The organism is Frateuria sp. GZRe14 (genome assembly GCF_051900395.1).
In the GTDB taxonomy this organism is placed as follows: Bacteria; Pseudomonadota; Gammaproteobacteria; order Xanthomonadales; family Rhodanobacteraceae; genus Frateuria_A; species Frateuria_A edaphi.
Map to the genome: position 1 here is coordinate 1,971,380 of NZ_JBHZGJ010000001.1, position 24,036 is coordinate 1,995,415.

Sequence of the window (24,036 nt, forward strand, 5' to 3'; positions counted from 1 at the left end):
GTTCACCCCATCCACGCGGAGCCGGAGCCATGTTCACCGACGACCCAGCGCGAGTCCCGGAGCCTGCCATGCCCACGCCGCTGTCCGACGAGCTGCTCGGCCGCATGGACGCCTATTGGCGCGCGGCCAACTACCTCACGGTCGGCCAGATCTACCTGCAGGACAACCCGCTGCTGGAGGTGCCGCTGGAGCGCCGGCACATCAAGCCGCGCCTGCTCGGGCACTGGGGCACCACCACCGGGCTCAACTTCATCTACGTGCACCTGAACCGCCTGATCAAGGCGCACGACCTGTCCATGATCTACGTGATCGGCCCGGGACACGGCGGTCCCGGCCTGGTCGCGCAGTCGTATCTGGAAGGCACCTACACCGAGACGTACCCGGACATCGAGCGCGACAGCAACGGCATGCGACGGCTGTTCCGCCAGTTCTCCTGGCCCTACGGCGTGCCCAGCCACGTGGCGCCGGAAACGCCGGGCTCGATTCACGAAGGCGGCGAGCTCGGCTACTCGCTGGCGCACGCCTACGGCGCCGCGTTCGACAACCCCGACCTGATCGTCGCGTGCATCGTGGGCGACGGGGAGGCCGAGACCGGCGCGCTGGCGACCAGCTGGCACTCGAACAAATTCCTCGACCCGGTGCGCGACGGCGCGGTGCTGCCCATCCTGCATCTGAACGGCTACAAGATCGCCAACCCGACGCTGCTGGCGCGCATCACCCCCGAGGAACTGGACGCGCTTTTCCGCGGTTACGGCTACGAGCCGCTGCTGGTCGAGGGCGACGATCCGGCCACGGTGCATCGGCAGCTCGCCTCCGCGCTGGACCTCGCACTCGCGCGAATCGGCGAGATCCAGCGCAGCGCCCGGGCGGCGACGGACGGCCACCCGCCGGAACGGCCGCGCTGGCCGATGATCGTGTTCCGCACGCCCAAGGGCTGGACCGGTCCGAAAGTGGTCGATGGCCTGCCGGTGGAAGGCACCTGGCGCGCGCACCAGGTGCCGCTGAAGGACTTCGACAAGCCCGGGCACGTGAAGCTGCTTGAGGACTGGCTGCTGAGCTACCGCCCGCGCGAACTGTTCGACGCCGAGGGCCGCCTAAGGCCGGAACTGGCCGAACTTGCGCCGACCGGGCGCCGGCGCATGGGCGCCAATCCACACGCCAACGGCGGCATGCTGCTGCAGCCGCTCACCCTGCCCCCGTTCCGCAACCACGCCGCCGCCGTGCCCTCACCGGGCGCGGTGGAAATGGAATCCACCCGCGCGCTTGGCCGCTACCTGCGCGAGGTGATGCGACTGAACGCGGACGCATGCAACTTCCGCCTGTTCGGTCCCGACGAGACCGCCTCCAACCGCCTGCAGGACGTCTTCGAGGCCACCTCCAAGGCATGGATGGCGGCGATCGAACCGGTGGACGTGAACCTCGCGCCGGAGGGGCGCGTGATGGAGGTGCTGAGCGAGCACCTGTGCCAGGGCTGGCTGGAGGGCTATCTGCTGACCGGCCGGCACGGGTTGTTCTCCTGCTACGAGGCGTTCATCCACATCATCGACTCGATGTTCAACCAGCACGCCAAGTGGCTCAAGACCACGCGGCAGATTCCCTGGCGCGCCCCGATCGCCTCGCTCAACTACCTGCTCAGCTCGCACGTGTGGCGACAGGACCACAACGGCTTCTCGCACCAGGACCCGGGCTTCCTCGACCACGTCGCAAACAAGAAGGCCGACGTGGTTCGCATCTACCTGCCGCCCGATGCCAACTGCCTGCTGTCGGTGGCCGACCACTGCCTGCGCAGCCGCAACTACGTCAACGTGATCGTAGCCGGGAAGCAGCCCGCTCCGCAGTGGCTGGACATCGACGCGGCCGCCCGCCACTGCAGCGTCGGCGCGGGCATCTGGACATGGGCCGGCAACGCCGGCGACGCCGAACCCGACGTGGTGATGGCGTGCGCCGGCGACGTGCCGACGCTGGAAACGCTCGCCGCCGTCACGCTGTTGCGCGACTACGCGCCGGACCTGCGCGTGCGCGTGGTCAACGTGGTCGACCTGATGGTGCTGCAGCCGCCGGGCGAGCATCCGCACGCATTGAGCGATCACGACTTCGATGCGCTGTTCACCCGCGACAGGCCGGTGATCTTCGCGTTCCATGGCTACCCCGGCCTGATCCATCGCCTCGCCTACCGCCGCCACAACCACGACAACCTGCACGTGCGCGGCTACAAGGAAGAAGGCACCACCACCACGCCGTTCGACATGACGGTGATGAACAACCTGGACCGCTACCAGCTCGCACTGGACGCGATCCTGCGCGTGCCGCGCCTCGCGCACCTCGCCTCGGACGCGACCGACCGCTACTGGACCACGATGGAGCGCCACCGCCTGTACATCAGCGAGCACGGCGAGGACCTGCCGGAAGTGGCCACGTGGCAATGGACGCCCGGGACGCCTCCGACGTGAACCCCGGTGGCTTCCACGTACTGGCGCTCAACTGCGGCTCGTCCTCGCTGAAGTTCGGGCTGTTCGGCGCGCGCGGCTGCGAGATGCATCCGCGCGTCACCGGCGAGGCGCAGGCGATCGGCAGCTCGGCGGGCCTGCTGCGCGTGCGCGACGGCCGCGGCGGCACCACCCTGCACGAGGAAACCGTCGCGATCGCCGACAGCGTGCAGGCCTTCACGCGCATCGCCCGGCTGCTGGCCGGCCTGGACGTGCCGGCGCCCGATGCGATCGGCCACCGGATCGTGCACGGAGGGCCGCAGTTGCGCACGCATGCGCGCATCGATGCGGCCGTAATGGCGCAGCTGGAGGCGGCCAGCATCTTCGCGCCGCTGCACGTGCCCACGGCGCTGGCGGTGGTCCGCGCCGCGCAGGCGCGCTATCCCTCGCTGCCGCAGGTGGCCTGCCTCGACACCGCATTCCATGCCGGCCTCCCCGAAGCGGCACGTACGTTGCCCATCGACCGCGCGCTGCAGGCCGATGGCGTGCAGCGCTACGGCTTCCACGGGCTGTCCTGCGCATCAATCCTGGCGCATTGGCCGGAGGCGCCGCCGCGGCTGGTGATCGCCCACCTGGGCAGCGGCGCCAGCGTCACCGCGGTACGCGATGGCCGCTCCGTCGACACCAGCATGGGCATGACGCCCAACGGCGGCGTGATGATGGCCACGCGCAGCGGCGACCTGGACCCGGGCGTGCTGGCCTGGCTGGTCCGCGAGAAAGGCATGGACGCGCGCGGCCTCGAACGCCTGATCGATCATCGCTCCGGCCTGCTCGGCGTGTCGGGGATCAGCGGCGACCTGCGCCGGCTGCGCCAGCTGGAACGCAAGGAACCGGTCGCGAAGCTGGCGATCGACATGTTCGTGCTCTCGGTGCGCAAGCAGATCGCCGCAATGGCGGCGGTGCTGCACGGCATCGACGCACTGGTGTTCACCGGCGGGATCGGCGAACACGACGCGCAGGCACGCGCGGATATCTGCGAAGGGCTGGGGTGGGCGGGGATCCGGCTGGACGAATCACGCAACCGGGGCGGCGCACTGCGCATCGGCACGCGCGACGCCGCCTGCGAGGTGCGCGTCATGCCTTCGGAAGAGGAGCGCCAGATCTGCCGCCACGTGCACGTTTTGCTGGCCGGCGCGGGCGATCAGCGCGAGGACAGCGCCTCGTCGCCACCGCCGCAGTCGCCGAGCAGTTTCGACGCCTGCAACCAGGCCGGATCCGGGTAGTAGGCGAACACCACCGAGTGGTCGGCGATCGCGTCGATCAGCTTGTGCGCGACGCCCGCGCGCACCGCCGGGCATCCCCAGCTGCGGCCCAGCCGGCCCTGGCTCCGGGCGAAGGCTTCGCTCACGTAGCTCGCGCCATGGATCACGATCGCGCGTTCCTCCGCGCGGTCGTTGAAGCGTCCGTCGACACCCTTCAGCCGCAGCGAATAGCCGTTGTGCCCGGTGTAGGTGCCGTCGGTGACGAAGGTGCCCAGGCTCGACATCAGGCTGCCCGGCTGGTTGGAAAAACGCGTCGCCATGTTGTCGCCACTGTTGCGCCCGTGTGCGACACGCTCCTGGAACAACAGGCGCGGCTGCTGGCCAAGCTGGAACACCCACAACCGGGGCGTGGTGGAGGGAAGCGAATAGTCGATCACACTCAGCGTGTTCGCCGGCCTGCTGCGTTGCACGCAGGTCAGCGCCCGGGACGCCAGCGCCAGCACTTTCGGATTGGCCTCGGGGGCCGCCTGGCTCAGGGCCCGGGCCAGGCTGTCGGCGGCGGCGGGAGATGCGCCGGCTGCCAGGGGGGCGAGCAAGAGCGCGGCGGCGGCAAGGCGTCGGGCGAAGGCGGGCATGTCGTGTGTGGCACTGAAAAACGCAGCTTGCCGCCTCCTGCCTTAATAAAGCGCTAGGGATGGCCGGGCCCCGCCTTGGGAACCGCCTCCCGCGCCTCCAGCAGCGTGCCGTAGGGCACCGGCTGGCCGCCGCGCGCCGGCAGGTCGGTGACCAGCACCGTGGTTCCGGTCGCGATGCGCTCGCGCAACCGGGCGCCGAACGCGTCGGGCACCTTGAGCTCGCGGGCCAACGCCCGCGGCGCGGGCGCCGGCCCCTCGCCCAGCACGCGATAGGCCGACCACAGTCCGCCGTCCTGTTCGGCGAGGCCGACGGCTTCCGCACGCCGGACATACAACAGCATGCCGCCGACGGTAAAACCCTCCGGCACGCTTAGGGGCGTGCTCGCGATCAACCGGCCCGACTGCAGCACGTAGAGCGCCCGGTCGTGGGTGCTCGCCACCACGCTGACCGGTCCGCCGTCGTCCGCCGGCCAGGGCTCGCCGTCCGCGCCCGCCGGCGCGGGTTCGTCGCCGCCCAGCCCGAGCGGGGCGATCGCCGCGGGATGATTGATCTCCGGTGGCGCCACACGCTGGTCGGTCACCACCACCACCGTGCCGCGCGGACTGATCTCGAACAGGCTCTCGGCAAAGCTCTCCGGCAGGCGGATGCACCCGTGCGAGGCGGGATGGCCCGGCAGCGTGCCGGCGTGGAGCGCCAGCCCGTCCCAGGTCAGGCGCTGCATGAAGGGCATCGGCGCGTTGTCGTAAAGGTTGGAACGGTGCTCGCGTTCCTTCTGCAGGATGGTGTAGACGCCGGTCGGCGTTTCGTGGCCGCTGCGTCCGGAGCTGATGCGGCTTGCGCCGATCGCCACGCCGTTTCGATAGACATACATGCGCTGTTCGTCGAGGCTGACCAGCATCACCATCGGCCCCACCGGGGCCAGTTCGGGGCGCCAGAACGGCTTGTCCGCGACACGGCCCGCAGCCGGCCACGCCAGGAGCGCCATGACGCTCCACAGGAACATGAGCAAGCCGGAGCGAACCGCGCGGCGCGGTCCCGTCGCTCGCTCGAACTCGTCGAAACGTTCCACAGGCATCTCGCGTTGGGCCGGACGCATCCTCGTCAATGGAAGGCCGGATCCGGTTGACCAGGATCAACAGGGGACCGCGACAGTCGCCGGGGGTTCAGCCCGTCCGGCATGCACGCGACCGGATCAGCCGTGCCGGTCCGCATCCGGCGGCCGGGCGACCGGTAGCCGCCAGCCGTAACGGATGGCCATGAAACGCAGGCCGAAACACAGGCCGGCGCCGGTCAGCGTGGTCGCCGTGGGCGGCATGTGCAGCAGATCGCCCAACACCACCACGCCGGCGCCCGCCAGCGCGGCCACCGCGTAGAGCTCGGCACGCAGCACCGCGGGGATGTCCGACACCAGCACGTCGCGCAGCATGCCGCCGCCGATGCCGGTGAGCATGCCCAGCAGCGCGGCCATGCCCGGCGGAAGATCGTAGGCGAGCGCCTTCTGCGCCCCGGCCACCGCGAACAGGGCGAGCCCGGCCGCGTCCGACAGCTGCATCGGATTGCGCATGCGTTCGATGTCGGCATAACGGAAGAAGGTCAGCAGGCCGGCCAGCAGCGATACGCCGAGGTAGCGCCAGTCCTCGATGGCCGCCGGCGGCGTGGCGCCGATCAGCAGGTCTCGGGTGATGCCGCCGGCACTGCTCGCGGCGAAGGAGAGCACCAGTACGCCGAAGAGGTCCAGGCCGCGCCGCACGGCGACCAGCGCGCCGCTGAGCGCAAACACGAACGTGCCAAACAGGTCCAGGACCAGAAGCAGCGTGTGGAGCGCCCGCGTCGTGTCGATCATTTGTTGCCCTGCCCCGTTCCATGCGTTCGCCCGCTGCAGCTTAAAGCAGGTGCGCGGGTCCGTCTTTCATGTGGCCGGCTGGTCACGGGACGCGGACGACACCCTTGCGACCATCGACGCAACTTTTCTCGATCGAAGGAGCCGTCCATGACGATGTCCGCTTCCGCCCAGAGCTGCATCCAGGATTGCCTGCGCTGCTACCAGTCCTGTCAGTCGAACGCGGCAGGGATGTGCCTGGAACAGGGCGGCGCGCACGTGGCGCCGGAACACATGCGCTTGATGTTGAGCTGCGCGGAGGTCTGCCGCACCGCGGCGGCGGTGATGCTCGACCAGTCGCCCCAGCATCCGGCGATGTGTCGCGCCTGCGCCGAATTCTGCGCCGCCTGCGCGGAGAGTTGCGCCAAGGTCGGTGGCATGGACGAGTGCGTGCAGGCGTGCCGGACCTGCGCGGAAAGTTGCCGCAAGATGGCTGCATGAAGCCACCGTCAAGGTGTGCATGCCGCGGTACGCCTTCCGATCCCCTGCACATGCGCCGCCGCATGCTTCGATCCTGTTCCGACCAAAGGAGGTCACCATGAAAACGCTTGCGCATCATCCGCTGACCGGAGTGCTCGCCGGCCTGCTTCTCGCGCTGGCAAGCGGGGGCGTGGCGCTGGCCCAGAACACCATGCCGACCGACAGTGCCCATGACCCGGACACCATGGGCACCATGCACGGCGGGCACGACCCGATGAAGAGCATGCACATGAACATGATGGGCATGCATGCGATGCCCGCGACGGTGAATTCGGTGGACAAACAGACCGGCCTGGTGGACGTCAATGCCGAGGGCATGTCGCTGAAGGTGCATTTCCCGCCCGCGGCGGTGGCGAACCTCGCCGCCGGCGACAAGATCACGGTGCATATGGGTTACAGCAAACCGTAAGGCCGCATGGAGCATCCTCCAGGGTTGAGGGGGTGGGATCGTGTCGGTACGCTGGCGGCATGTCCCCGTCGCTGCGCCTGATCGCACGTTCCCGTGGCCTTCGCGCCTTGGGCCTGCTGGCGTGGCTGATGCTGGTGTTGAGCTCGCTGACCGGCGCGCCCTTCGGCATGGCGCAGGCCCACGCGGCGACGGGTTCCCACGCGGGAGCAATGGCCGCCCAGCCCACTCATCCGGGCGTGGCGCACCTGCTGTCGAAGGATGACTGCCACCACGCGCACGACCGCTGCTGCGGCGGCGCCCTCGGGCACGCGTGCGGCTGCGCCGGCCTGTGCGCCAGCGCCGTGCCGGCGATGCCCGCCAGCGCGATGACCGCCCTGCCCGCCACGCGAGCCTACGCTCCGCCCTTGCAGGTGCGCGCACCTTCGACGCCGAGGGTGCCGCCGCTGCGACCACCGTTGGCCTGACTCTCCGTCTTCCCTGCCTTGCGCGGTCGCAACGCCTGTTGCTGCCCGCACCGTGATGTGTCGCACCGGCAATGCCGGCGCCTCCGGAGAGTTTCCCCATGAAGTGGTTTCACCCATCCCCGACGGCCGACCTGTCGCGCCGGCGTTTTGTCCAGGGCGTGGCCGTGGGCGGTGCGGTCGCCGGCTTCGGGCTGCTGCGCCCGTCCAGCGCCCGGGCGTTGGCCAGCCCAGGCCAGCCCACCGTGCTCCGTGGCACCGATTTCCACCTGGAGGTCGCGGAAACGCCGGTCAACTACACCGGCGTGGTGCGTCCAGCCACCACCGTCAACGGCAGCGTGCCGGGTCCGACCCTGCGCTGGAAGGAAGGCACCACCGTCACCCTGCGCGTGACCAACCGGTTGCGCGCCCCCACCTCGATCCACTGGCACGGCATCCTGCTGCCCTTCCAGATGGACGGCGTGCCCGGCCTGGCTTTCGATGGCATCGCGCCGGGCGAGACCTTCGTCTACCGCTTCGAGGTGCGCCAGTCGGGCACCTACTGGTACCACTCGCACTCGGGTTTCCAGGAGCAGACCGGATTGTTCGGGCCGCTGGTGATCGAACCGGCCGGACCGGAGCGCTACCCCACCGACCGCGACTACGTGGTCATGCTCAACGACTGGACCGACGAGGATCCCGAACGCATCTTCGCCAGGCTCAAGAAGCGCAGCGACTACTACAACTTCCACCAGCCGGCCGTGCCGGACTTCTTCCGCGATGCGCGGGAGCACGGACTGAGCCAGGCGCTGGCCATGCGCCGGATGTGGAACCGGATGCGCATGAATCCCACCGACCTGTCCGATGTCGGCGGCTACACCTACACCTACCTCATGAACGGCGCGGCGCCGGCCGGCAACTGGACGGGGCTTTTCAGGCCCGGCGAGAAAATCCGCCTGCGCTTCATCAACGGCTCGTCCTCGACGATCTTCGACGTCCGCATACCGGGGCTGAAGATGACGGTGATCTCGGCCGACGGGCAGGACATCCACCCGGTGCCGGTGGACGAGTTCCGCATCTCGGTCGCCGAGACCTACGACGTGATCGTCGAGCCGCAGGACGAGCGCGCCTACACCGTGTTCGCCCAGTCGATCGACCGCAGCGGCTATGCCCGCGGCACGCTGGCGCCACGCGAAGGGATGGAAGCCGACGTGCCCGCCATGGACCCGCGCGTGTGGCTGGGCATGCGCGACATGATGGGTGCCATGCCGATGGAAGCCGCGGGCGACCATCACGGAACGACGCACGCGCCTGGCAGGGCGATGGCCCCGTCCCCTGCGGTCCATCACGCGCGCAGCGAATACGGCGCCGGCGTGGACATGCGCGTGGACACGCCCCGCACCAACCTGGACGACCCCGGCATCGGCCTGCGCGACAACGGCCGCCGGGCGCTGACCTATGCCGACCTGCGCTCGCTGGATGGGCCGATCGACCCGCGCGAACCCGAGCGCGAGATCGAGCTGCACCTGACCGGCAACATGGAACGCTTCATGTGGTCGTTCGACGGCCTGGAGTTCGCGCGGGCCAGGCCGATGCATTTCAACTTCGGCGAGCGCCTGCGCATCGTGCTGGTCAACGACACGATGATGAATCACCCGATCCACCTGCACGGCATGTTCAGCGAACTGGAGGATCCGGACGGGCGATTCCTGGCCCGCAAACACACCATCAACGTGCAGCCGGCGCAGCGGGTCTCCTACCGCGTCAGCGCCGACGCCCCCGGGCGCTGGGCCTACCACTGCCACCTGATGTACCACATGGAAGCGGGCATGTTCCGCGAGGTGGTGGTGTCATGAGTCGCCGCATCCTTCCCTTGCGCGCACTCGCGCTGGCGCTCGGCGGCGCCCCGCTGTCGCTGGCTCCGTTCATGGCATTTGCGCAGGCGGCACCGGCACCCGCCAGTAGCGCGGCAGGCGCGGAACAGGAACGCGACATGCCCGCATCGGCGGCCACCGCCCCCGCGCCGGTCATGCCGACCGAGGCGTCTCCATCGCGACCCGAAACCGCTGTCCCTGCGACGAACCCATCGGGGAACATGGACCACGACTCCATGGAAAGCATCGACCACGGCTTCATGGAGGGCATGGACCACGGCTCCATGGAGGACGTGGATCACGACTCCATGGAGGGCATGGACCACGGCTCCATGAAGGGCATGGACCATGGCTCGATGCAGGGCATGAAACATGGCGCCATGCAGCGCGGCAGTCCGCCATCTGGCGCCCGCAGTCCGGACTACTCCGATGGCATCGCCTACGGCCCCACCCACGGCATGGGCATGGCGATGGAAGGCGACGCCCGCTACGGCATGCTGCTGGTCGATCAGCTGGAAGCGTTCCACAACCAGGACGGCAACGGCCAGCAGTGGGATATCGAGGGCCGGTACGGCAACGACTACGACAAGCTGTGGCTGCGCACCGAGGGCGAGCGGCGCAGTGGCCGGCTGGAGGACGCCAGTAGCGAACTGCTGTGGAGCCACGCGGTCGCCGCCTTCTGGAACACCCAGCTCGGTGTGCGCACGGACGCCGGCGAAGGACCGGACCGATCATGGGCCGCCTTCGGCCTGCAGGGCCTCGCGCCCTACTGGTTCGAACTGGAGGCCACCGGCTACGTGGGGCCGGCGGGTCGCACCGCGGCACGCTTCCGCGCCGAGTACGAACTGCTGTTCACCCAGCGCCTGATCCTGCAGCCGGAATTCGAAGCCAACGCGTACGGCAGGTCGGACCCGGCGCGAGGGCTGGGCAGCGGCGTCTCCGACATGTCGCTGGGTTTGCGCCTACGCTATGAGTTCCACCGGCAGTTCGCGCCCTACGTGGGCGTCGTCTGGTCCCGCCGCTTCGGCGGCACGGCGGACCTGGCCCGCCAGCACGGGCAAGACCGGTTCGACCGGCAGTGGGTGGCCGGCGTCCGCATCTGGTTCTGAGGGATCACCATGAAACGAGGCATCACGCAGTACGGCATCGGCGCCGCGGTCCTGCTCGTCATCCTGGTCGCGGGCGGCGCGGTCTTCGTCTACTCGGGGCTCTACAACGTCGGTGCGGACAGGCATCACGCGCGCCCCGTGTTCGCCCTCATGCAGACCCTGCGCGAGCGCTCGATCGCCGTGCGGGCGCGCGACATCGCCGTGCCCGATCTCCGGGACCCGCAACGGATCCTCAAGGGCGCCGGCCAGTACGCCGCGATGTGCACGGACTGCCACCTCAAGCCTGGCATGGACGACTCGGAGATACGCCCTGGCCTCTACCCGCAACCGCCCAACCTGTCGCAGGTGCGGGTCGACCCGCGGGCGGCGTTCTGGACCATCAAGCACGGCATCAAGATGAGCGCCATGCCGGCCTGGGGCACGACGCACGACGACCCGACCATCTGGAGCATGGTGGCCTTTCTGCAGAAGCTGCCCGACATGTCCGCACAGGAATACGAGGCCATGGTCGCCAGGGCGCCGCCGGACGAGGACATGGACATGGGCGACAAGGACGGCCCTCGACATCCGGGTGACGAGGCCGGGCACGCGCATCACCAGGGCGGGCCCGGCAGCATGGCCGACGCCCCCGCACGCCCCTCGCCCATGCATGCGAATGCAGCGCTCTCGCTCGACGGCCTCACGCCGCGCGCAGCGCCGGATGCGGAAGCGACCGCGCAGGCCTTCCACGGTGCGCTGGAACACGGCGACCGCGCGGTGGTCCTGGGCATCCTGGCGCCGGAGGCGACCATCACCGAAGCCGGCCAGACCCAGTCGCGCGAGGCCTACGCGGCACACCATCTGGGCGAAGACCTGGCCTTCATGAAACACGCCAAGGTCATGCCGCTCTGGATGGGATCGATGTCCATGGGCGAGGCGGCCACCGTCGGCAGCACGATGCGCATCGTCATCACCGACGCGGGCAAACCGCGAACCCTGAGTGGCAAGGAACGGCTCACCCTGAAGAAGCTCGGCTCGGCCTGGAAGATCATCGCCGTGCAATGGCAGACCACCCCGGAGACCCAACCATGAACACCCGCACCACCTTGCTGCGCCGCCTGGCGTTCGCCCTGGCGCTGGCACTGCCGCTCGCCGCGGTCGCCGCGCCCGTCGCGGAGGTCTACCGCGACCCCTCCTGCGGTTGCTGCAAGGCGTGGATCGCCTACCTGCGCGACCACGGCTACTCCGTGGTCGACCATGAGGAACCCGCCATGGCCACGCTCAAGCAGCGCCTGGGCGTCCCGGGCGAGGCGGCCTCGTGCCACACGGCGCGGATCGGCGGCTACGTCATCGAAGGCCACGTCCCGGTGGAGGACATCCGCAAGCTGCTCGCCGAGCATCCGCACGCCCGCGGCCTGGCTGCGCCGGGCATGCCGATGGGTTCGCCCGGGATGGAGATGGGAACGGCCCAGCGCTATCCGGTACTGCTGATCGGAACCGATGGCAGCACGCGGGTATTCGCCATGCACGGGCCGGACGCCTGAAGCTGTTGGCCGCCAGCCTTCGCTTCCACGGACCTGCCGACGCCTCGCCCGATCAGCCTTGCAGCTTCACGCATGTCTTGAGGGCGCTGGCGCCGGTCCATCCTGCACGAGTGGCCTCGGGCCGCGGCCGGTCTGGGCGATGCAGCGCGCAACGGCGTTTCCATTGGATGATGTAGCCCCGCGACCGACGTGAGCCCGCATGAATCGATCCACCGCGACCGGACTGCTCGGCGACACCGCGGCCCGCGACTACGTGGGCAAGCTGCGCCGGTTCAACGCGTTCGCCGCGCCGGAGCTTCGCCAGGCCATCGCGAGCCTCGCGCTACGGCCGGGCATGCGGGTGCTGGATGCCGGTTGCGGCAGCGGCGAGGCACTGGCCTGGTTGTCTTCCGGAGTGGGACCCGACGGCATGATCGTGGGCATCGACCTGGCACTGGCCCATGCCAGGGCGGCGCGGACGATCACGCCCCCGGGTGCGTCGGTCGTCCAGGCGAACCTCGCGCACTTGCCGCTGGCGTGCGGCAGTGTGGACCTGGTCTGGTCGGTCAACACCCTCAACCACCTGCGCGACCCGGTCGACGCACTGCATACCCTGGCCACTTTGCTCCGCCCCGGCGGGCGTATCGCGCTGGGCCAGAGCTCGCTGCTGCCGGACATGTATTTCGCCTGGGACGCGCGGCTGGAGCGGATGGTCAACGAAGCGGTGCGCCAGTACTACCGCGACCGGTATCAGGTGAGCGAACGCGAACTGGCCGACGTGCGCGCCCTGGTCGGCCGCCTGCGCCGCGCGGGGCTGCGCAACGTTACGGCGCGTACCTTCATGATCGAGCGCGTGGCGCCGCTGGACCCGGCGAGCGCGGACTACCTGCTGGAGACGATCTTCGGCGGCACCTGGGGCGAACGGCTGCAGCCGTACCTCGACGCGGACGACTACGCGGCGCTGGTGCGGTTGTGCGATCCACGGCACCCCGATTTCGCGCTGCGCCGGCCGGACTTCCATTTCCTGCAGAGCTTCACCCTGGCGGTCGGCCAGGCCTGACGCGTCGCGTCTTGTCGTCGTCAGCGATCAGGCTTTCAGTGACGCGGCACCATCGCCGCGATGGAAGAGAGCGTGACTGCGCTTTCCACAGCAAGCCCCGGTGACCCCGCCGGTATGCTTGTCCGGACGCGCCACCCGCGCCTGCCGACAGGAATGGAGGATCGACGATGAACCTTGAAGTCTGCCTTGCCGGTGCGACGGGCTGGGCCGGATCGGAACTGGCCCGGGCGATGGCGCAGGCGCACGACCTTGCACTCGTGGCAGCGGTATCGCGCCGCCACGCCGGGCAAGACCTGGGCGAGGCGCTCGGCGATGGACCGTTCGGATGCCCGGTCTTCGCCAGCGCCAACGAGGCGCTCGCGCAACGCTGTGACGTGTTCGTCGAGTACACCGGTGTGGCAGCCGCCAAGGCCAACGTCCTTGCCGCGCTCGAACATGGCGCGCATGTCGTCGTCGGCTCCTCCGGCCTGAGTGACGAGGACTACGCCCAGATCGACGCGCTCGCCCGATCGAAGGGCCTGGGCGTGCTCGCCTGCGGCAACTTCGCGCTGACGGTGGTGCTGTTGCAGAAGTTCGCCGAGATGGCTGCCCGCTACATCCCGCAGTGGGAAATCATCGACTACGCGCACGACGGCAAGCGCGATGCGCCCAGCGGCACCGCGCGCGAGCTGGCCAGCCGGCTTGGTCGCGTGCAGGCGCCGCAGCCGACGGTGCCGCTGGAGCAGACCGCCGGTGTGCGCGAGGCGCGGGGCGCGACGCTCACCGGATCGCAGGTGCACTCGATCCGGCTGCCGGGCTTCGTGATCAGTGCGGAAGTCATCTTCGGCATGCCCGACCAGAAGCTGACCCTGCGGCACGACGCCGGCAGCAGCGCCCTGCCCTACGTGGACGGCGCATTGCTGGCGGTACGCAAGGTGCCGACGCTGGTCGGGTTGCACCGCGGGCTGGACCGGGTGCTCGATCTCTGAACCGAAGCCTGCCGCCAGGGTGCCCGGCCGGCTCGTTAAAACGTCCCTAGCCTTCCTTTCGCATCGCGTAGACAGGGGCGACCAGAAACTACATCCAGTTGTTTTGGAACGTGTTTCGACCGATGACCATGAACGCCTGCAGCCCCTCGACCCTCCGCCGCCACCCCGGTTTCAGCCGCGACCACGACTGGACCATCAATGGCCCGGCGGTCGGCCCCGAGCAGACACCCCGCTGGCCGACCGACCAGGACGCGCCGCTCGATCGTCGCCACAGCGACATCGAATGGCCGACCGAAGATCGCCGTACCCCGCGCATGCCGGTGCCCACGCCGGAACCGGACGAAGACGACCAGTTCCCCTGGATCTCGCCCACGCAGCCGGCCACCTGCTGGCTGATCTGACAGGCGAGCGCCAAATCCTTATCCCTAAAGGGCGCGTTTCAGGAACGCGCCCTTTCGCTTGCCCGATGCGCGGTGACCGGACAGCGATGCGTTGCGTGCTATCCGCGGCCATCGAGTCAAGCGCGTTTGGCAGGCAAAGGCTCCACGCGGGCAGAGGCCATGCAGGTCGTGCACTTGGCCATTGAGCGGAACCCCACGCAACGCTAGGCTGCGCCATGCCTTTGTCCGCACCGGGTGGCGCCTGCCGCCCCTTCCCCTGCCTGCCATGACGACCGCGCTGGTGCTCTTCCGGCGCGACCTTCGCGTTGCCGACAATCCGGCCCTGAGCGCGGCCTGCGCATCGCACGCGCGCGTGCTACCGGTCTACATCCACGCGCCCGCCGAGGACGGCGATTCCGCTCCCGGGGCCGCCAGCCGGTGGTGGTTGCACCATTCGCTGGACGCCCTGGAGCGGGACCTGCGCGAACGCCAGGCCGGGCTGCACCTTGCGCAGGGGCCGACATTGGACACCCTGCTCGACCTGATCGCCCGCAGCGGCGCGCGCACGGTGCACTGGAATCGTCGTTACGAACCGGGCGCCATCGCACAGGACACCCGCCTGAAGACCGCATTGCAGGAACGCGGCATCGAGGTGCATAGCCACAACGCCGCGTTGTGGTGCGAGCCCTGGTCCATCGCTACCCAGGCCGGTGATCCGTACCGCGTATTCACTCCCTACTGGCGCAACCTGCGCACGCAACTGGCCGTGCAGGAACCCTTGCCAGTGCCGGTCTTTCGCGAATGGACGGCGCTGCCGGGCGCGCAGCCGCTGGCCGCGCTGGATCTGTTGCCGGCAATAGCCTGGTACGGCGGCCTGGCAGCCACGTGGCGACCCGGCGAGGCCGGCGCGCACGAATGGCTCGAGGTCTTCGCGGACGACGCGCTGGCGAACTATGCCCAGGCGCGCGACCTGCCTGCGCGCCACGGCACCTCGCGGCTGTCGCCCCACCTGCACTTCGGCGAGATCTCGCCGCGGCAGATCCACTACGAGCTGGAACGGCGCAACGCGCGCGCCGACGTACGACGGCGGGCGGACCTCGAACCCTACCTGCGCGAGCTCGGCTGGCGCGAGTTCGCGCACCACCTGTTGTTCCACTTTCCCGACACGCCCGGTCGCAACTTCAACCCGCGTTTCGACGACCGGTTGTGGGAGCCGCCGGACGAGCCAGCGCTGGAGCGGTGGCGACGCGGCCGCACCGGCATACCGCTGGTGGACGCCGGCATGCGCGAGCTGTGGCACACCGGCTGGATGCACAATCGCGTGCGCATGATCGTCGCCAGCTTCCTGACCAAGAACCTGCGCCAGCACTGGCACCACGGGGCGCGCTGGTTCTGGGACACGCTGGTGGATGCCGACCTGGCCAACAACACGATGGGTTGGCAATGGGTGGCCGGTTGCGGCGCGGACGCGGCACCCTACTTTCGCGTGTTTAATCCCGTCACGCAGGCGCAGCGCTTCGACCCGCAAGGCGCCTACCTCACCCGCTGGCTACCGGAGCTGGCCGACGTGCCGCCGGCGCTGATGCACGAACCGTGGAAGGACCCGGCGCTGCTTCGACGCAGCGGGTATCCGGCGCCGATGGTGGAGCTGGGCCAGTCGCGCCAGCGCGCGCTCGATGCCTACCAGCGCCTGAAGGGCTGAGCGGGCCGGTTCATCCCAGGGCCACTGGATTGAGCTGCCACACGGCCCAGTTCAGCGCGGCGGCGAAGCTCACCCAGGCGAGGTAAGGCAGCAGCAACGCGCCGGCGATCGCGTGCACGCGCCAGAACGCGACGACCGTGGCCGCCAGCCACAACCACAGCGCCACGATGTCGGCGAAAGCCCATCCACCCAGGTGCCAGCCGAAGAACAGCCAGCTCCATGCCGCGTTGAGGACCAGTTGCACCAGGAACAGGACCAGCGCCCGTTGTCGTCCCGGACGGCCAACCCTGCGCCAGACGCACCATGCGGCGATGCCCATCAGCGCGTACAGCACGGTCCACACGGGCCCGAAAACCGACGATGGCGGGGCCCACGACGGTTGCACGAGCTGGCCGTAAAACGCCGCGGCCTGGATCGAGGCGAGCGCGCCGATGGCTGCCGCAGCAAAGCTCAACAGCCACCAGCCTGCCAGGCCGAGCCAGGGGTGGGATGGTCTCGTCGATGGCATGGGCGAACTCCTGCGAAGGGTCGATGGAAATTACCGCGGCGCGCGTCTTGCGAGGGCGACGACGCGCGTGGATGACGGGCCGTACTCACGGGCGCCCCGGTTACGTGTACGGCAAGCACGGTCGAACGGATCACCGGCACCGGGTGCTGCATCCGTCGGCGGCAACGCGCACGTACAACGGCGGTTCCGTCCGGCCCGGCCGGTCGTCCTCACCTTCCAGCAAGGGACCCGCGATGAAGTCACCCATGCTGTATTGCCTGCTGGCGGCCATCGGCCTGCCCGGGTGCGCCCGGGCCGACCAGCCGCCGATCGCGCCGGTCGCCCACGTCGACGTGCCGCGTTACATGGGCCGCTGGTACGTGATCGCCGCGATTCCCACCCGCCCAGAACGGAACAGCCACAACGCCGTCGAGCTCTACCAGCTCACGCCCGACGGAGAGATATGTACCCGCTACGTCCACCGCCAGGGCGGCTTCGAGGGGCCGATCGACACCATCGGTTCGGTCGCCACGGTGGACGCCGATCCCAGCCGGGCGCGCTGGCACGTCCACTTCGCCTGGTTCTTCAAGACCCAGTACCTCGTCGCCTGGCTCGCGCCGGATTACGGACAGGTCATCGTCGCCCGCGACAAGCGCGACTACCTCTGGTACATGGCGCGCACGCCGCAGGTGCCTGCGGCCGACTACCAGGCGATGCTCACGCGGGTGGCGGCACTGGGCTATGACCCCGCGCAGGTGGTCAAGGTGCCGCAGCGATGGCCGGACACCGGCGTGGCGCAGGCCATCGACGGTGCAATCGCCGATTGCCGATAGCCGGGCAATCGCCTGGCTCGCGGCGCACCAGAGCGAGCCTCCACCGGATCCGTCATGTCAACGCGCGCGCTGCGGAAGCTCGTGCCTGCCCGGGGAACGGCCGCGCCTAGAGCCCGAACAGCGGCTGCAGCGTCCGCGCGAACCAGCCGTCGAAGCGCAGCGTGCCATCCAGCGCGGCCACGCAGATGCATGCCCCGCCAGGTGCGGTAACCGGCTGGTGCTGGATCTCGTCATCCAGGTCCGCCATGTCGCCAGGGGCGAAAAGCCCCAGGTGGTCGTTGTAGGCGCCCTGGAGAATCTGCGTCAGTTCGCTTCCGTGGTGGCCGTGCACCGGCATGCTCTTCCCCGGGCCGATGCGCAGCATGAACAGGTTGCCCTCGTCGACCTTGGCCCGGACCAGGTGGACGCCTGGCGCCAGCCAGCGCCAGCGCAGCCCGCTCAGCGACGGGCCGAAGTACGGATGCAGCGGTGCCGGCAGCGCGTCGGGATCATCCGCCAGGCTGGCTGGCGGCAAGAGAGAGGCACCCGCGGGCGCGGGCGTGTCGTCGAGCCTGGCGAGCATGGCCTGCCGCGCCTGTTCCGGCGAGGGCCGGTCGTGCTGCATCTCGATCAGGCCGCCGCCGATGCGTTCGGCCAGGCGCAACTGCTGACGGCATTCGGCGCAGACGCTCAGGTGCGCCGCGGCGACCACTCCCAACGCGGTAGGCAGCGCACCGGCGGCGTAGCTGAGCAGCGTCGCTTCACCCAGGTGATGGCGTGGATTCATCGGTCTCATCGGAGCTCGTTCTGCAGCTTGAGGAAAGCCCGGCGCAAATGGGACTTGACGGTCCCCAATGGCATGCCGAGCTCGTCGGCGATGACCTGATGGCTCTTGGCTTCGAAGTAGGACATGCGGATCAATCTCGCCTGCACCGCGGGCAGCTGGCCGATGGCGCGTCGTATGTTGGCCTCTTCGGTGAGCGCCTCGGTGCCGGGCGGCTCGTCTTCGCCACCGGGACCATCGAGCACGCCCATGTCTTCGAGATACTCCTGTGTCTGGCTCCACACCGGTTCCTTGCGGGTGCGGTCGATGAACAGGTTGCGGGCGATGCGGAACAGCCAGGTGCTCAGGCTGCTGCGCGTGGGGTCGTACTGCGCCGCCCGCTGCCACAGGCGCAGCAACGCTTCCTGGGAGAGTTCCTCGGCCACTCCCTCGTCGCCGCCCAGGCCCAGCAGGTAGCGGCGCAGCCGCGGCGCGAAGTAGTCGTAGATGTGCAGGAAGCTGTTGCGGTCGCGACGACGCGCCACCGCCTCCACCAGCACGGCCCAGTCGTGTCGTGCGGCGGATGGGGGTCTTTGCAAGGGTCTCGCAGCCTCGAAACGCGCCACCGTCTTGGTGGGGTAATCCAGGTCCATCATAGCCATGGTCGCCGGGGTGGTCGGCAACCTTTACGCGGCCTCGGGACGAATGGATGCAGGCAGGCGCTATCGGCGCTGCGCACCGGCGCTGGATCAGGACGCTAGCGGTTCCAGCACGGCCATCGGCAGCGGCGACAGCCAGTGCGCGGGCGACAGCGCGAGGGCAACCGTTCCCTCGCGCCCGCCGAGCAGGTTGCGGTATCTGCCTGGAGCGACGCCCTGCAGACGCACTTCCCCCGGGATCAGCGCGGACGTCGCCGCGGCGCCCCAGCGCGGTTCGCGCGCGTCCAGCATCACGCCGGCCGTGTGCCGCAACGCCAGCACGACGATCGCATGCCCGTCGAGCTTGCGCTGGAACGCCAGCAACCGATCCTCGGCGGCGCCCCCGGGTTTCTCCACCGTCAACTGGCGGTAGCAGCCCTGCGCGAACAGGGACGGATGGCGGGCCCGCAACTGAAGCAGTTCCTGGAGCACGCGCTGCTTGAGCGCACCATCGCGCCATCGGTCGATCAGCCCCTCCCACGGAGCGTCGCTGGCCAGCGACGCACGGCGCGCGTCGAAGTCGACCGGGTGGCGGTTGTCCGGATCGACCAGGCTGAAATCCCAGAACTCGGTGCCCTGGTAGGTGTCCGGCACGCCAGGCGTGGTCAGCCGCAGCGTCGCCTGCACCAGGCTGTTGGCGGCGCCCGCGACCTCGATGCGCTGCACGAAGGCGTGCAGTTCCGTGGCGAATCCGTTGGCAGGCTCCAGCAGCGCGGCAAGGAAAGCCTCGCAGGCATCCTCGTAGGGCTCGTTGGGGAGGCTCCAGCGGGAACGGCGCTTGGCTTCGCGCAACGCCTTGCGCTGCCACTGGGCGATGCGCTCGCCGAAGGCGGCCAGGCCTTCCCGATCATCCGGTGCGAGTGTCGGCGGCCAGGCGCCGACCAGGCTCTGGTAGAGCATGTACTCATCGGCCGCGGACGGCGCCTTGCCGCCATCGATCGCCACGCGCAGGCCGGCATGGCGGTCGCGCCAGCGCTCCACCGTGCCGGCCCAGTGCGGCGCCACGGCGGCCTGCGAGAGCACCGCCAGGCGGGCGCGTGCATCCTCGCCACGCTTGTGGTCGTGAGTGGCGGTGGCGAGGAGGTTGTGCGGATAGTCGCGTGCGCGCTCGGCGCACAACGCGTGGAAGGTGGGGATGTCCAGCGCCAGGTGACCCGGATCGGCGCCGACCTCGTTGCGCGAAAGCAGGCGGCCGTAGCGGTAGCAGGCGGTGTCCTCCACCGCCTTGGCGGCCATCGGTGAGGTGGCCTGCTGGAAGATCCGCATCGCACGTTCGCGCGCGTGCCGCACGCGGCCCGGCGGCAGGCCGCGCGGTGCCTGCCCACCCAGCCATGCGGCCACCTCGGCCAGCAGCTCGCGGTCCTCGATGCGCACGTGGTGGCGCGCGTGTGCGTAGGCCTGCTGGAACACGCCCTCGTCGACGGCATCGCGGCCCAGGCCGCCGGCGTAGGTGCGGTACACCGGGAAATGCACCAGCAGTTCGACCAGCACACGGCGGATCGCCGGCAGACTGACGTCACGGGTGGAGATGTCGGCGCGGGCGGCGTCGAACAGGGCCCGCGCGGTGCGGTCCAGTTCCGCTTCGAAGCTGTCGACCAGGATCTGCCGCCGCGCGGTGCGCGCCACCGTGGCGAAGTCGGCGCGCTCGCCGCTGATCGCCTGCCACAGTTCGGTCAGCATCGCCTCGCCGGCGCCGTCGTGCAGCAACGCGCCGACCTGGTCCATGAACTCGTAGCCGGTGGTGCCGTCCATGCGCCAGTCCGGGCGAAGGCGCTCGCCCTCGGCCAGGATTTTTTCCACCACGAGGTAGGCCGGCCCGCGTGGCGCGCCGGCCGGACGCTGGCGCTGCAGGCGACGCAGGCGATGGCGAAGCTGGCGGCAATAGCGGTGGGGATCGGCCAGGCCATCGATGTGGTCCACGCGCAGGCCGTCGATCAGTCCTTCGGCGTAGAGCCGGAAAACCAGCGCATGGCTGTCCTCGAACACCCGCGTGCGATCCATGCGCAGGCCGACCAGTTCGTTGATGTCGAAGAAGCGCCGGTAGTCGACCATGTCGTTGGCGAGCTTCCACAGCGCGAGGCGGTAATGCTGCCGCTCCAACAGGGCGTGCAGCCGGTGGAAGCCGGCCTCCTGCCTGCCGTCGTGCGCGGCCAGCACGGCCGAGAACTCCCCTGCCCCGCGCAGTGTGTCGAGCGTGGATGGCGAGAGCGGCAAGGGATGGTCGTGAACGCGCAATGCGTAGTCCTGGCCCTCGCGGTCCAGGCGCACGTCGCCGTCGCGCAGCGCCTGCGCGTAGGGCTTGCCGAGAATAGGCAGCAGCACGAGCCCGCGCACCAGCGGGTCCGGGCTGCGCCAGTCGATGTCGAAGTAGCCCGCATGCGGGCTGGCGCGGCCGTGGCGCAGCACGTCCATCCACCAGGCGTTGCCCGGGCCGGCGAACATGTGGTTCGGCACGATGTCCAGCACCAGGCCCATGCCGCGCGCGCGCAGCTTGCGCACCAGCCGCTGCAACGCCGGCTCGCCGCCCAATTCGGGATTGACGTGGTGGTAGTCCACGACGTCGTAGCCGTGCGTCGAGCCGCGGCGCGCGGTGAACAGCGGCGAGGCATAGAGATGGCTCACGCCCAGGTCGGCGTAGTAGTCGACCTGGGCGGCGGCATCGTCCAGCGTGAAGCCGGCATGGAGTTGCAGGCGCGCGAGCGCACGCGGCGGGACGGGCGCGGGGTCGCTCACGGCGAGGCCCTTCGGCTTCGCTTCGCGACACTCAAACCAAGCCTCATCGCGCGTGTCTTGACCCCAAACCTCCTCCCCTCCTGGAAAAGGGCTTGGGGGAGCGACCGGGCTGGCGGCACATCTCGCGGCATGAGCCGTGCCTTTTCTTCCTGTGCGGCGTGCGCAACGAACACGTGCCCGCTCACGATGCGTCACGTGCTGCAACAACAGCGCCACAGCACGCCTGCGCAACCGCGCCGTCGAACAGCAGCGCGGCCGACTCGGGCAGTCGGCGACGCCAGTTCGGATGCAGCGCGTCGGTGGGTCCGGGCAGGTTGGGTTGCTCCGGCAACGCCAGCAGGTCCTCGGCCGGAATCACCACCAGCGGTGCCGGCGCGCGCGCCACGTGGCCGGCCGCGGCGATGGCCACCGGCGTCACATCCTCCGGCGAGGGCGGCCTGTCCTCGTCCGGCAAGCCACCGGCGGCGTGCGCCGCGCCCGAAGCACACAGCGCGCGCCACAGCCGGCTGCGGTCGAGCGCGCGCTCGGCGATCTCGTCCACGCCCGGCTCGGCCAGGCCGGCCCGCGCGCGCCATTCGATGTCGCGTCCGCTCCACCAGCCCGCGACCGTCGGCACGTCGTGGGTCGAGGTGGTCGCCATCGCGTCGGGTGACCAGTGCTTCGGTGCGATGAAGCCGCAGTCGGCCGCACGCTCGAACCACAGCACGCGGATGCCGAGCACGCCGGCCTCGCCGACGCGCTGGCGGAAGTCGGCCGGCACCGTGCCCAGATCCTCGCCGATCACCACCGCACGGTTGCGGTGCGACTCGATCGCCAGCAGCCGCAGCATGTCCTCGAAGGGGTAACGCACGTAGGCACCCTCGGTGGCGCCGTGCCCATGCGGCACCAGCCACAGGCGCTTCAAGCCCAGCACGTGGTCGATGCGCACGCCACCGGCATGCGCCAACGCTGCGCGCAGCATGGCGAGGTAGCCGGCGTAGCCGCTGCGCTTCAATCCCGAAGGCGAGAACGTAGTCAGCCCCCAGTCCTGCCCGTTGCGATTGAGCAGGTCCGGCGGCGCGCCGACCGACAGGCCGTGCAGCAATTCGCCCTGGTGGCTCCAGGCCTGGCTGCCCCCGGAGTCGGTGCCGACCGCAAGGTCCGAGATCAGCCCGATCGCCATGCCCGAGGCGCGCGCCGCGTGCTGCGCATCCTCCAGGCCGCGCATCGCCATCCATTGCAGGAACGCGTGGAATGCCACCTCGCGGCTGTGCTCGCGCGCGAAGGTTGCGACCGCGGGGCTGGCCGGGTCGTGGTACTCCGAAGGCCAGGCCTGCCAGCCACCGGGCGTATCGTGCGCGCGGAAGTGCACCTGCAGTGCCTCGTAACGCGCGTGGCGTTCGAGCGCTTCGCCCTGTTCGCGGCGGAAGGCGCACAGCGCCTGGGTCAGTTTGGAGTCGGCGGTGGACCATTCGAACAGCGTGCGCAGCAGCGTCATGCGCGCACGCGCCGCGCGCGGCCAGTCGATCAGGTCTAGCCATTCCAGCTCGGCCAACTCCTGGCGCAGGTTGTGCGCATCGGTCACGGTGCGCAGCGCCGACGCGCCGCCCACGCGACCCGGGTCGACGTAGAGCGGATTGAGGAACAGTCGGCTGGAAGGCGCATACGGGCTGTAGCGCTCGGGCGCCGCGGCGAACAGCGCGTGCACGGGACTGATCGCCAGCGCATCGGCGCCGCGCGAGGCCGCGGCGCGGGCGCATTGCTCCAGCGCGGTGAAGTCGCCGATGCCACCGTCACCCGGCCGGCGCAGGCTGGACAGCTGCACGGCCACGCCCCAGGGACGGCGACGGGCGCCAGCGATGTCGCCCACGCCGAACGCGCGTGGCGGGGCGGCGGCGAGCGTGCATTCGTCCTCGCCGATCAACAGGCGGTAGTAGCCCCAGGACGCCGGCGCCCGCAGCATGCGTTCGTCCGCGGTGACGGTGCCTTCGTCGACCGCATTGCCCTGTTCGTCCTCGATGCGGTAACGGCGCGGCGCATTGGCCGGCGGCAGCGGGAAGGCGTTGCCGGCGTCGGCGACCACCAGGCGCGGCAGTTGCGTGCCTTCGCGTTCGCGGCGCAACCGTTCGAGGCTGGCGTCGATGTCGGCTTCGTTCGCGCATGGCAGGCCGAGCGCGTCGAGCACCGCGCGCAGGGTGGGCGGGGCGACCTGTTGCGGACGGTCGTTGGCATCGCGCCACTGCACGTCCACCCCGGCCTGCCCGGCGAGCTCGGCGAGACGGGTGTCGAGGTCGCTCACGACCACGCTCGTGGGAACGTGCGCGAGCGCGCGCCGCGCGAGCAATCCTTGCAGGACGGGCGACGAAGACCGTGCCAGGCGGTCGCGCTGCCACGCAGGTCGCGCGCTGGGTGCGCTCCTGTCGGGGCGCGGGGGATG

22 protein-coding genes are annotated in these 24,036 nt (G+C 69.8%); 14 read left to right on the forward strand and 8 right to left on the reverse strand.

Features of this window, described 5'->3' with window-relative positions:
* The first annotated feature begins 68 nt into the window (after positions 1-68).
* Together ACFWZ1_RS09105 and ACFWZ1_RS09110 are read left to right on the forward strand one after the other, a co-directional pair.
* Positions 69-2,450, forward strand: coding sequence for a phosphoketolase family protein (locus tag ACFWZ1_RS09105; RefSeq protein WP_439666174.1), 2,382 nt, complete (start codon positions 69-71; stop codon positions 2,448-2,450).
* Positions 2,423-3,709: an acetate/propionate family kinase gene (locus ACFWZ1_RS09110; protein WP_439666889.1), complete on the forward strand. Its 1,287-nt coding sequence runs from the start codon at positions 2,423-2,425 to the stop codon at positions 3,707-3,709. The genes ACFWZ1_RS09105 and ACFWZ1_RS09110 overlap by 28 nt, the downstream gene beginning before the upstream one ends.
* Here the strand turns inward: ACFWZ1_RS09110 and ACFWZ1_RS09115 are convergent.
* The 3 genes from ACFWZ1_RS09115 to ACFWZ1_RS09125 all read right to left on the reverse strand — a co-directional run bounded on the left by ACFWZ1_RS09115 (position 3,628) and on the right by ACFWZ1_RS09125 (position 6,167).
* The gene (locus ACFWZ1_RS09115) at positions 3,628-4,323 is read right to left on the reverse strand and encodes a murein L,D-transpeptidase catalytic domain family protein (RefSeq protein WP_439666175.1); all 696 of its coding nucleotides are present in this window, start codon (positions 4,321-4,323) and stop codon (positions 3,628-3,630) included. The two genes, ACFWZ1_RS09110 and ACFWZ1_RS09115, sit on opposite strands and share 82 nt — an antisense overlap.
* Before the next feature lie 53 nt (positions 4,324-4,376).
* Positions 4,377-5,309, reverse strand: coding sequence for a L,D-transpeptidase family protein (locus ACFWZ1_RS09120; protein WP_439666176.1), 933 nt, complete (start codon positions 5,307-5,309; stop codon positions 4,377-4,379).
* Positions 5,310-5,516: 207 nt separating this feature from the next.
* Entirely contained in the window at positions 5,517-6,167 is a 651-nt protein-coding gene (locus ACFWZ1_RS09125) for a trimeric intracellular cation channel family protein (protein ID WP_231325732.1), read from the reverse strand.
* 147 nt (positions 6,168-6,314) lie between these two features.
* Between ACFWZ1_RS09125 and ACFWZ1_RS09130 the strand changes: the two genes are divergently transcribed.
* The 11 genes from ACFWZ1_RS09130 to ACFWZ1_RS09180 all read left to right on the forward strand — a co-directional run bounded on the left by ACFWZ1_RS09130 (position 6,315) and on the right by ACFWZ1_RS09180 (position 16,127).
* Complete coding sequence (locus tag ACFWZ1_RS09130) at positions 6,315-6,644, forward strand: ferredoxin (RefSeq protein ID WP_231325733.1); 330 nt, start codon at positions 6,315-6,317, stop codon at positions 6,642-6,644.
* Between the two features lie 97 nt (positions 6,645-6,741).
* A complete protein-coding gene (locus ACFWZ1_RS09135; protein ID WP_439666177.1) occupies positions 6,742-7,092 on the forward strand; it encodes a hypothetical protein in 351 nt (116 codons plus the stop codon).
* A gap of 59 nt (positions 7,093-7,151) precedes the next feature.
* Positions 7,152-7,556, forward strand: a complete 405-nt coding sequence (locus ACFWZ1_RS09140) for a hypothetical protein (protein WP_439666178.1) — start codon at positions 7,152-7,154, stop codon at positions 7,554-7,556.
* Positions 7,557-7,654: 98 nt separating this feature from the next.
* Positions 7,655-9,388, forward strand: a complete 1,734-nt coding sequence (locus ACFWZ1_RS09145; RefSeq protein WP_439666179.1) for a copper resistance system multicopper oxidase — start codon at positions 7,655-7,657, stop codon at positions 9,386-9,388.
* A gap of 254 nt (positions 9,389-9,642) precedes the next feature.
* Complete coding sequence (locus ACFWZ1_RS09150; RefSeq protein WP_439666890.1) at positions 9,643-10,515, forward strand: copper resistance protein B; 873 nt, start codon at positions 9,643-9,645, stop codon at positions 10,513-10,515.
* Positions 10,516-10,524: 9 nt separating this feature from the next.
* On the forward strand, positions 10,525-11,586 hold the full coding sequence (locus ACFWZ1_RS09155; RefSeq protein ID WP_439666180.1) for a c-type cytochrome: 1,062 nt from the start codon (positions 10,525-10,527) through the stop codon (positions 11,584-11,586).
* Positions 11,583-12,038: a DUF411 domain-containing protein gene (locus tag ACFWZ1_RS09160; protein ID WP_439666181.1), complete on the forward strand. Its 456-nt coding sequence runs from the start codon at positions 11,583-11,585 to the stop codon at positions 12,036-12,038. Before ACFWZ1_RS09155 ends, ACFWZ1_RS09160 begins: the two co-directional genes overlap by 4 nt.
* A 199-nt stretch (positions 12,039-12,237) precedes the next feature.
* Entirely contained in the window at positions 12,238-13,077 is an 840-nt protein-coding gene (locus tag ACFWZ1_RS09165) for a class I SAM-dependent methyltransferase (RefSeq protein ID WP_439666182.1), read from the forward strand.
* A gap of 167 nt (positions 13,078-13,244) precedes the next feature.
* Positions 13,245-14,045: a 4-hydroxy-tetrahydrodipicolinate reductase gene (gene dapB, locus ACFWZ1_RS09170; protein WP_439666183.1), complete on the forward strand. Its 801-nt coding sequence runs from the start codon at positions 13,245-13,247 to the stop codon at positions 14,043-14,045.
* A gap of 128 nt (positions 14,046-14,173) precedes the next feature.
* Entirely contained in the window at positions 14,174-14,446 is a 273-nt protein-coding gene (locus ACFWZ1_RS09175) for a hypothetical protein (protein ID WP_231325746.1), read from the forward strand.
* Positions 14,447-14,711: 265 nt separating this feature from the next.
* Positions 14,712-16,127 (forward strand): cryptochrome/photolyase family protein, encoded by a 1,416-nt coding sequence (locus tag ACFWZ1_RS09180; RefSeq protein ID WP_439666184.1) that lies wholly within the window; start codon positions 14,712-14,714, stop codon positions 16,125-16,127.
* A gap of 10 nt (positions 16,128-16,137) precedes the next feature.
* Here the strand turns inward: ACFWZ1_RS09180 and ACFWZ1_RS09185 are convergent, their stop codons facing one another.
* Positions 16,138-16,635, reverse strand: a complete 498-nt coding sequence (locus ACFWZ1_RS09185; RefSeq protein ID WP_439666185.1) for a TspO/MBR family protein — start codon at positions 16,633-16,635, stop codon at positions 16,138-16,140.
* A gap of 233 nt (positions 16,636-16,868) precedes the next feature.
* Between ACFWZ1_RS09185 and ACFWZ1_RS09190 the strand changes: the two genes are divergently transcribed.
* Positions 16,869-17,447, forward strand: coding sequence for a lipocalin family protein (locus tag ACFWZ1_RS09190; RefSeq protein ID WP_439666186.1), 579 nt, complete (start codon positions 16,869-16,871; stop codon positions 17,445-17,447).
* A 106-nt stretch (positions 17,448-17,553) separates the two neighbouring features.
* Here ACFWZ1_RS09190 and ACFWZ1_RS09195 read toward each other — a convergent pair whose 3' ends face one another.
* The 4 genes from ACFWZ1_RS09195 to malQ form a co-directional block, all read right to left on the reverse strand.
* Entirely contained in the window at positions 17,554-18,213 is a 660-nt protein-coding gene (locus ACFWZ1_RS09195; protein ID WP_231325751.1) for a ChrR family anti-sigma-E factor, read from the reverse strand.
* A gap of 5 nt (positions 18,214-18,218) precedes the next feature.
* Positions 18,219-18,845, reverse strand: a complete 627-nt coding sequence (locus tag ACFWZ1_RS09200) for a sigma-70 family RNA polymerase sigma factor (RefSeq protein ID WP_425600842.1) — start codon at positions 18,843-18,845, stop codon at positions 18,219-18,221.
* Between the two features lie 93 nt (positions 18,846-18,938).
* Positions 18,939-21,620 (reverse strand): malto-oligosyltrehalose synthase, encoded by a 2,682-nt coding sequence (gene treY, locus ACFWZ1_RS09205; RefSeq protein WP_439666187.1) that lies wholly within the window; start codon positions 21,618-21,620, stop codon positions 18,939-18,941.
* A gap of 181 nt (positions 21,621-21,801) precedes the next feature.
* Positions 21,802-23,898: a 4-alpha-glucanotransferase gene (gene malQ, locus ACFWZ1_RS09210; RefSeq protein ID WP_439666188.1), complete on the reverse strand. Its 2,097-nt coding sequence runs from the start codon at positions 23,896-23,898 to the stop codon at positions 21,802-21,804.
* Between the last annotated feature and the right edge of the window lie 138 nt (positions 23,899-24,036).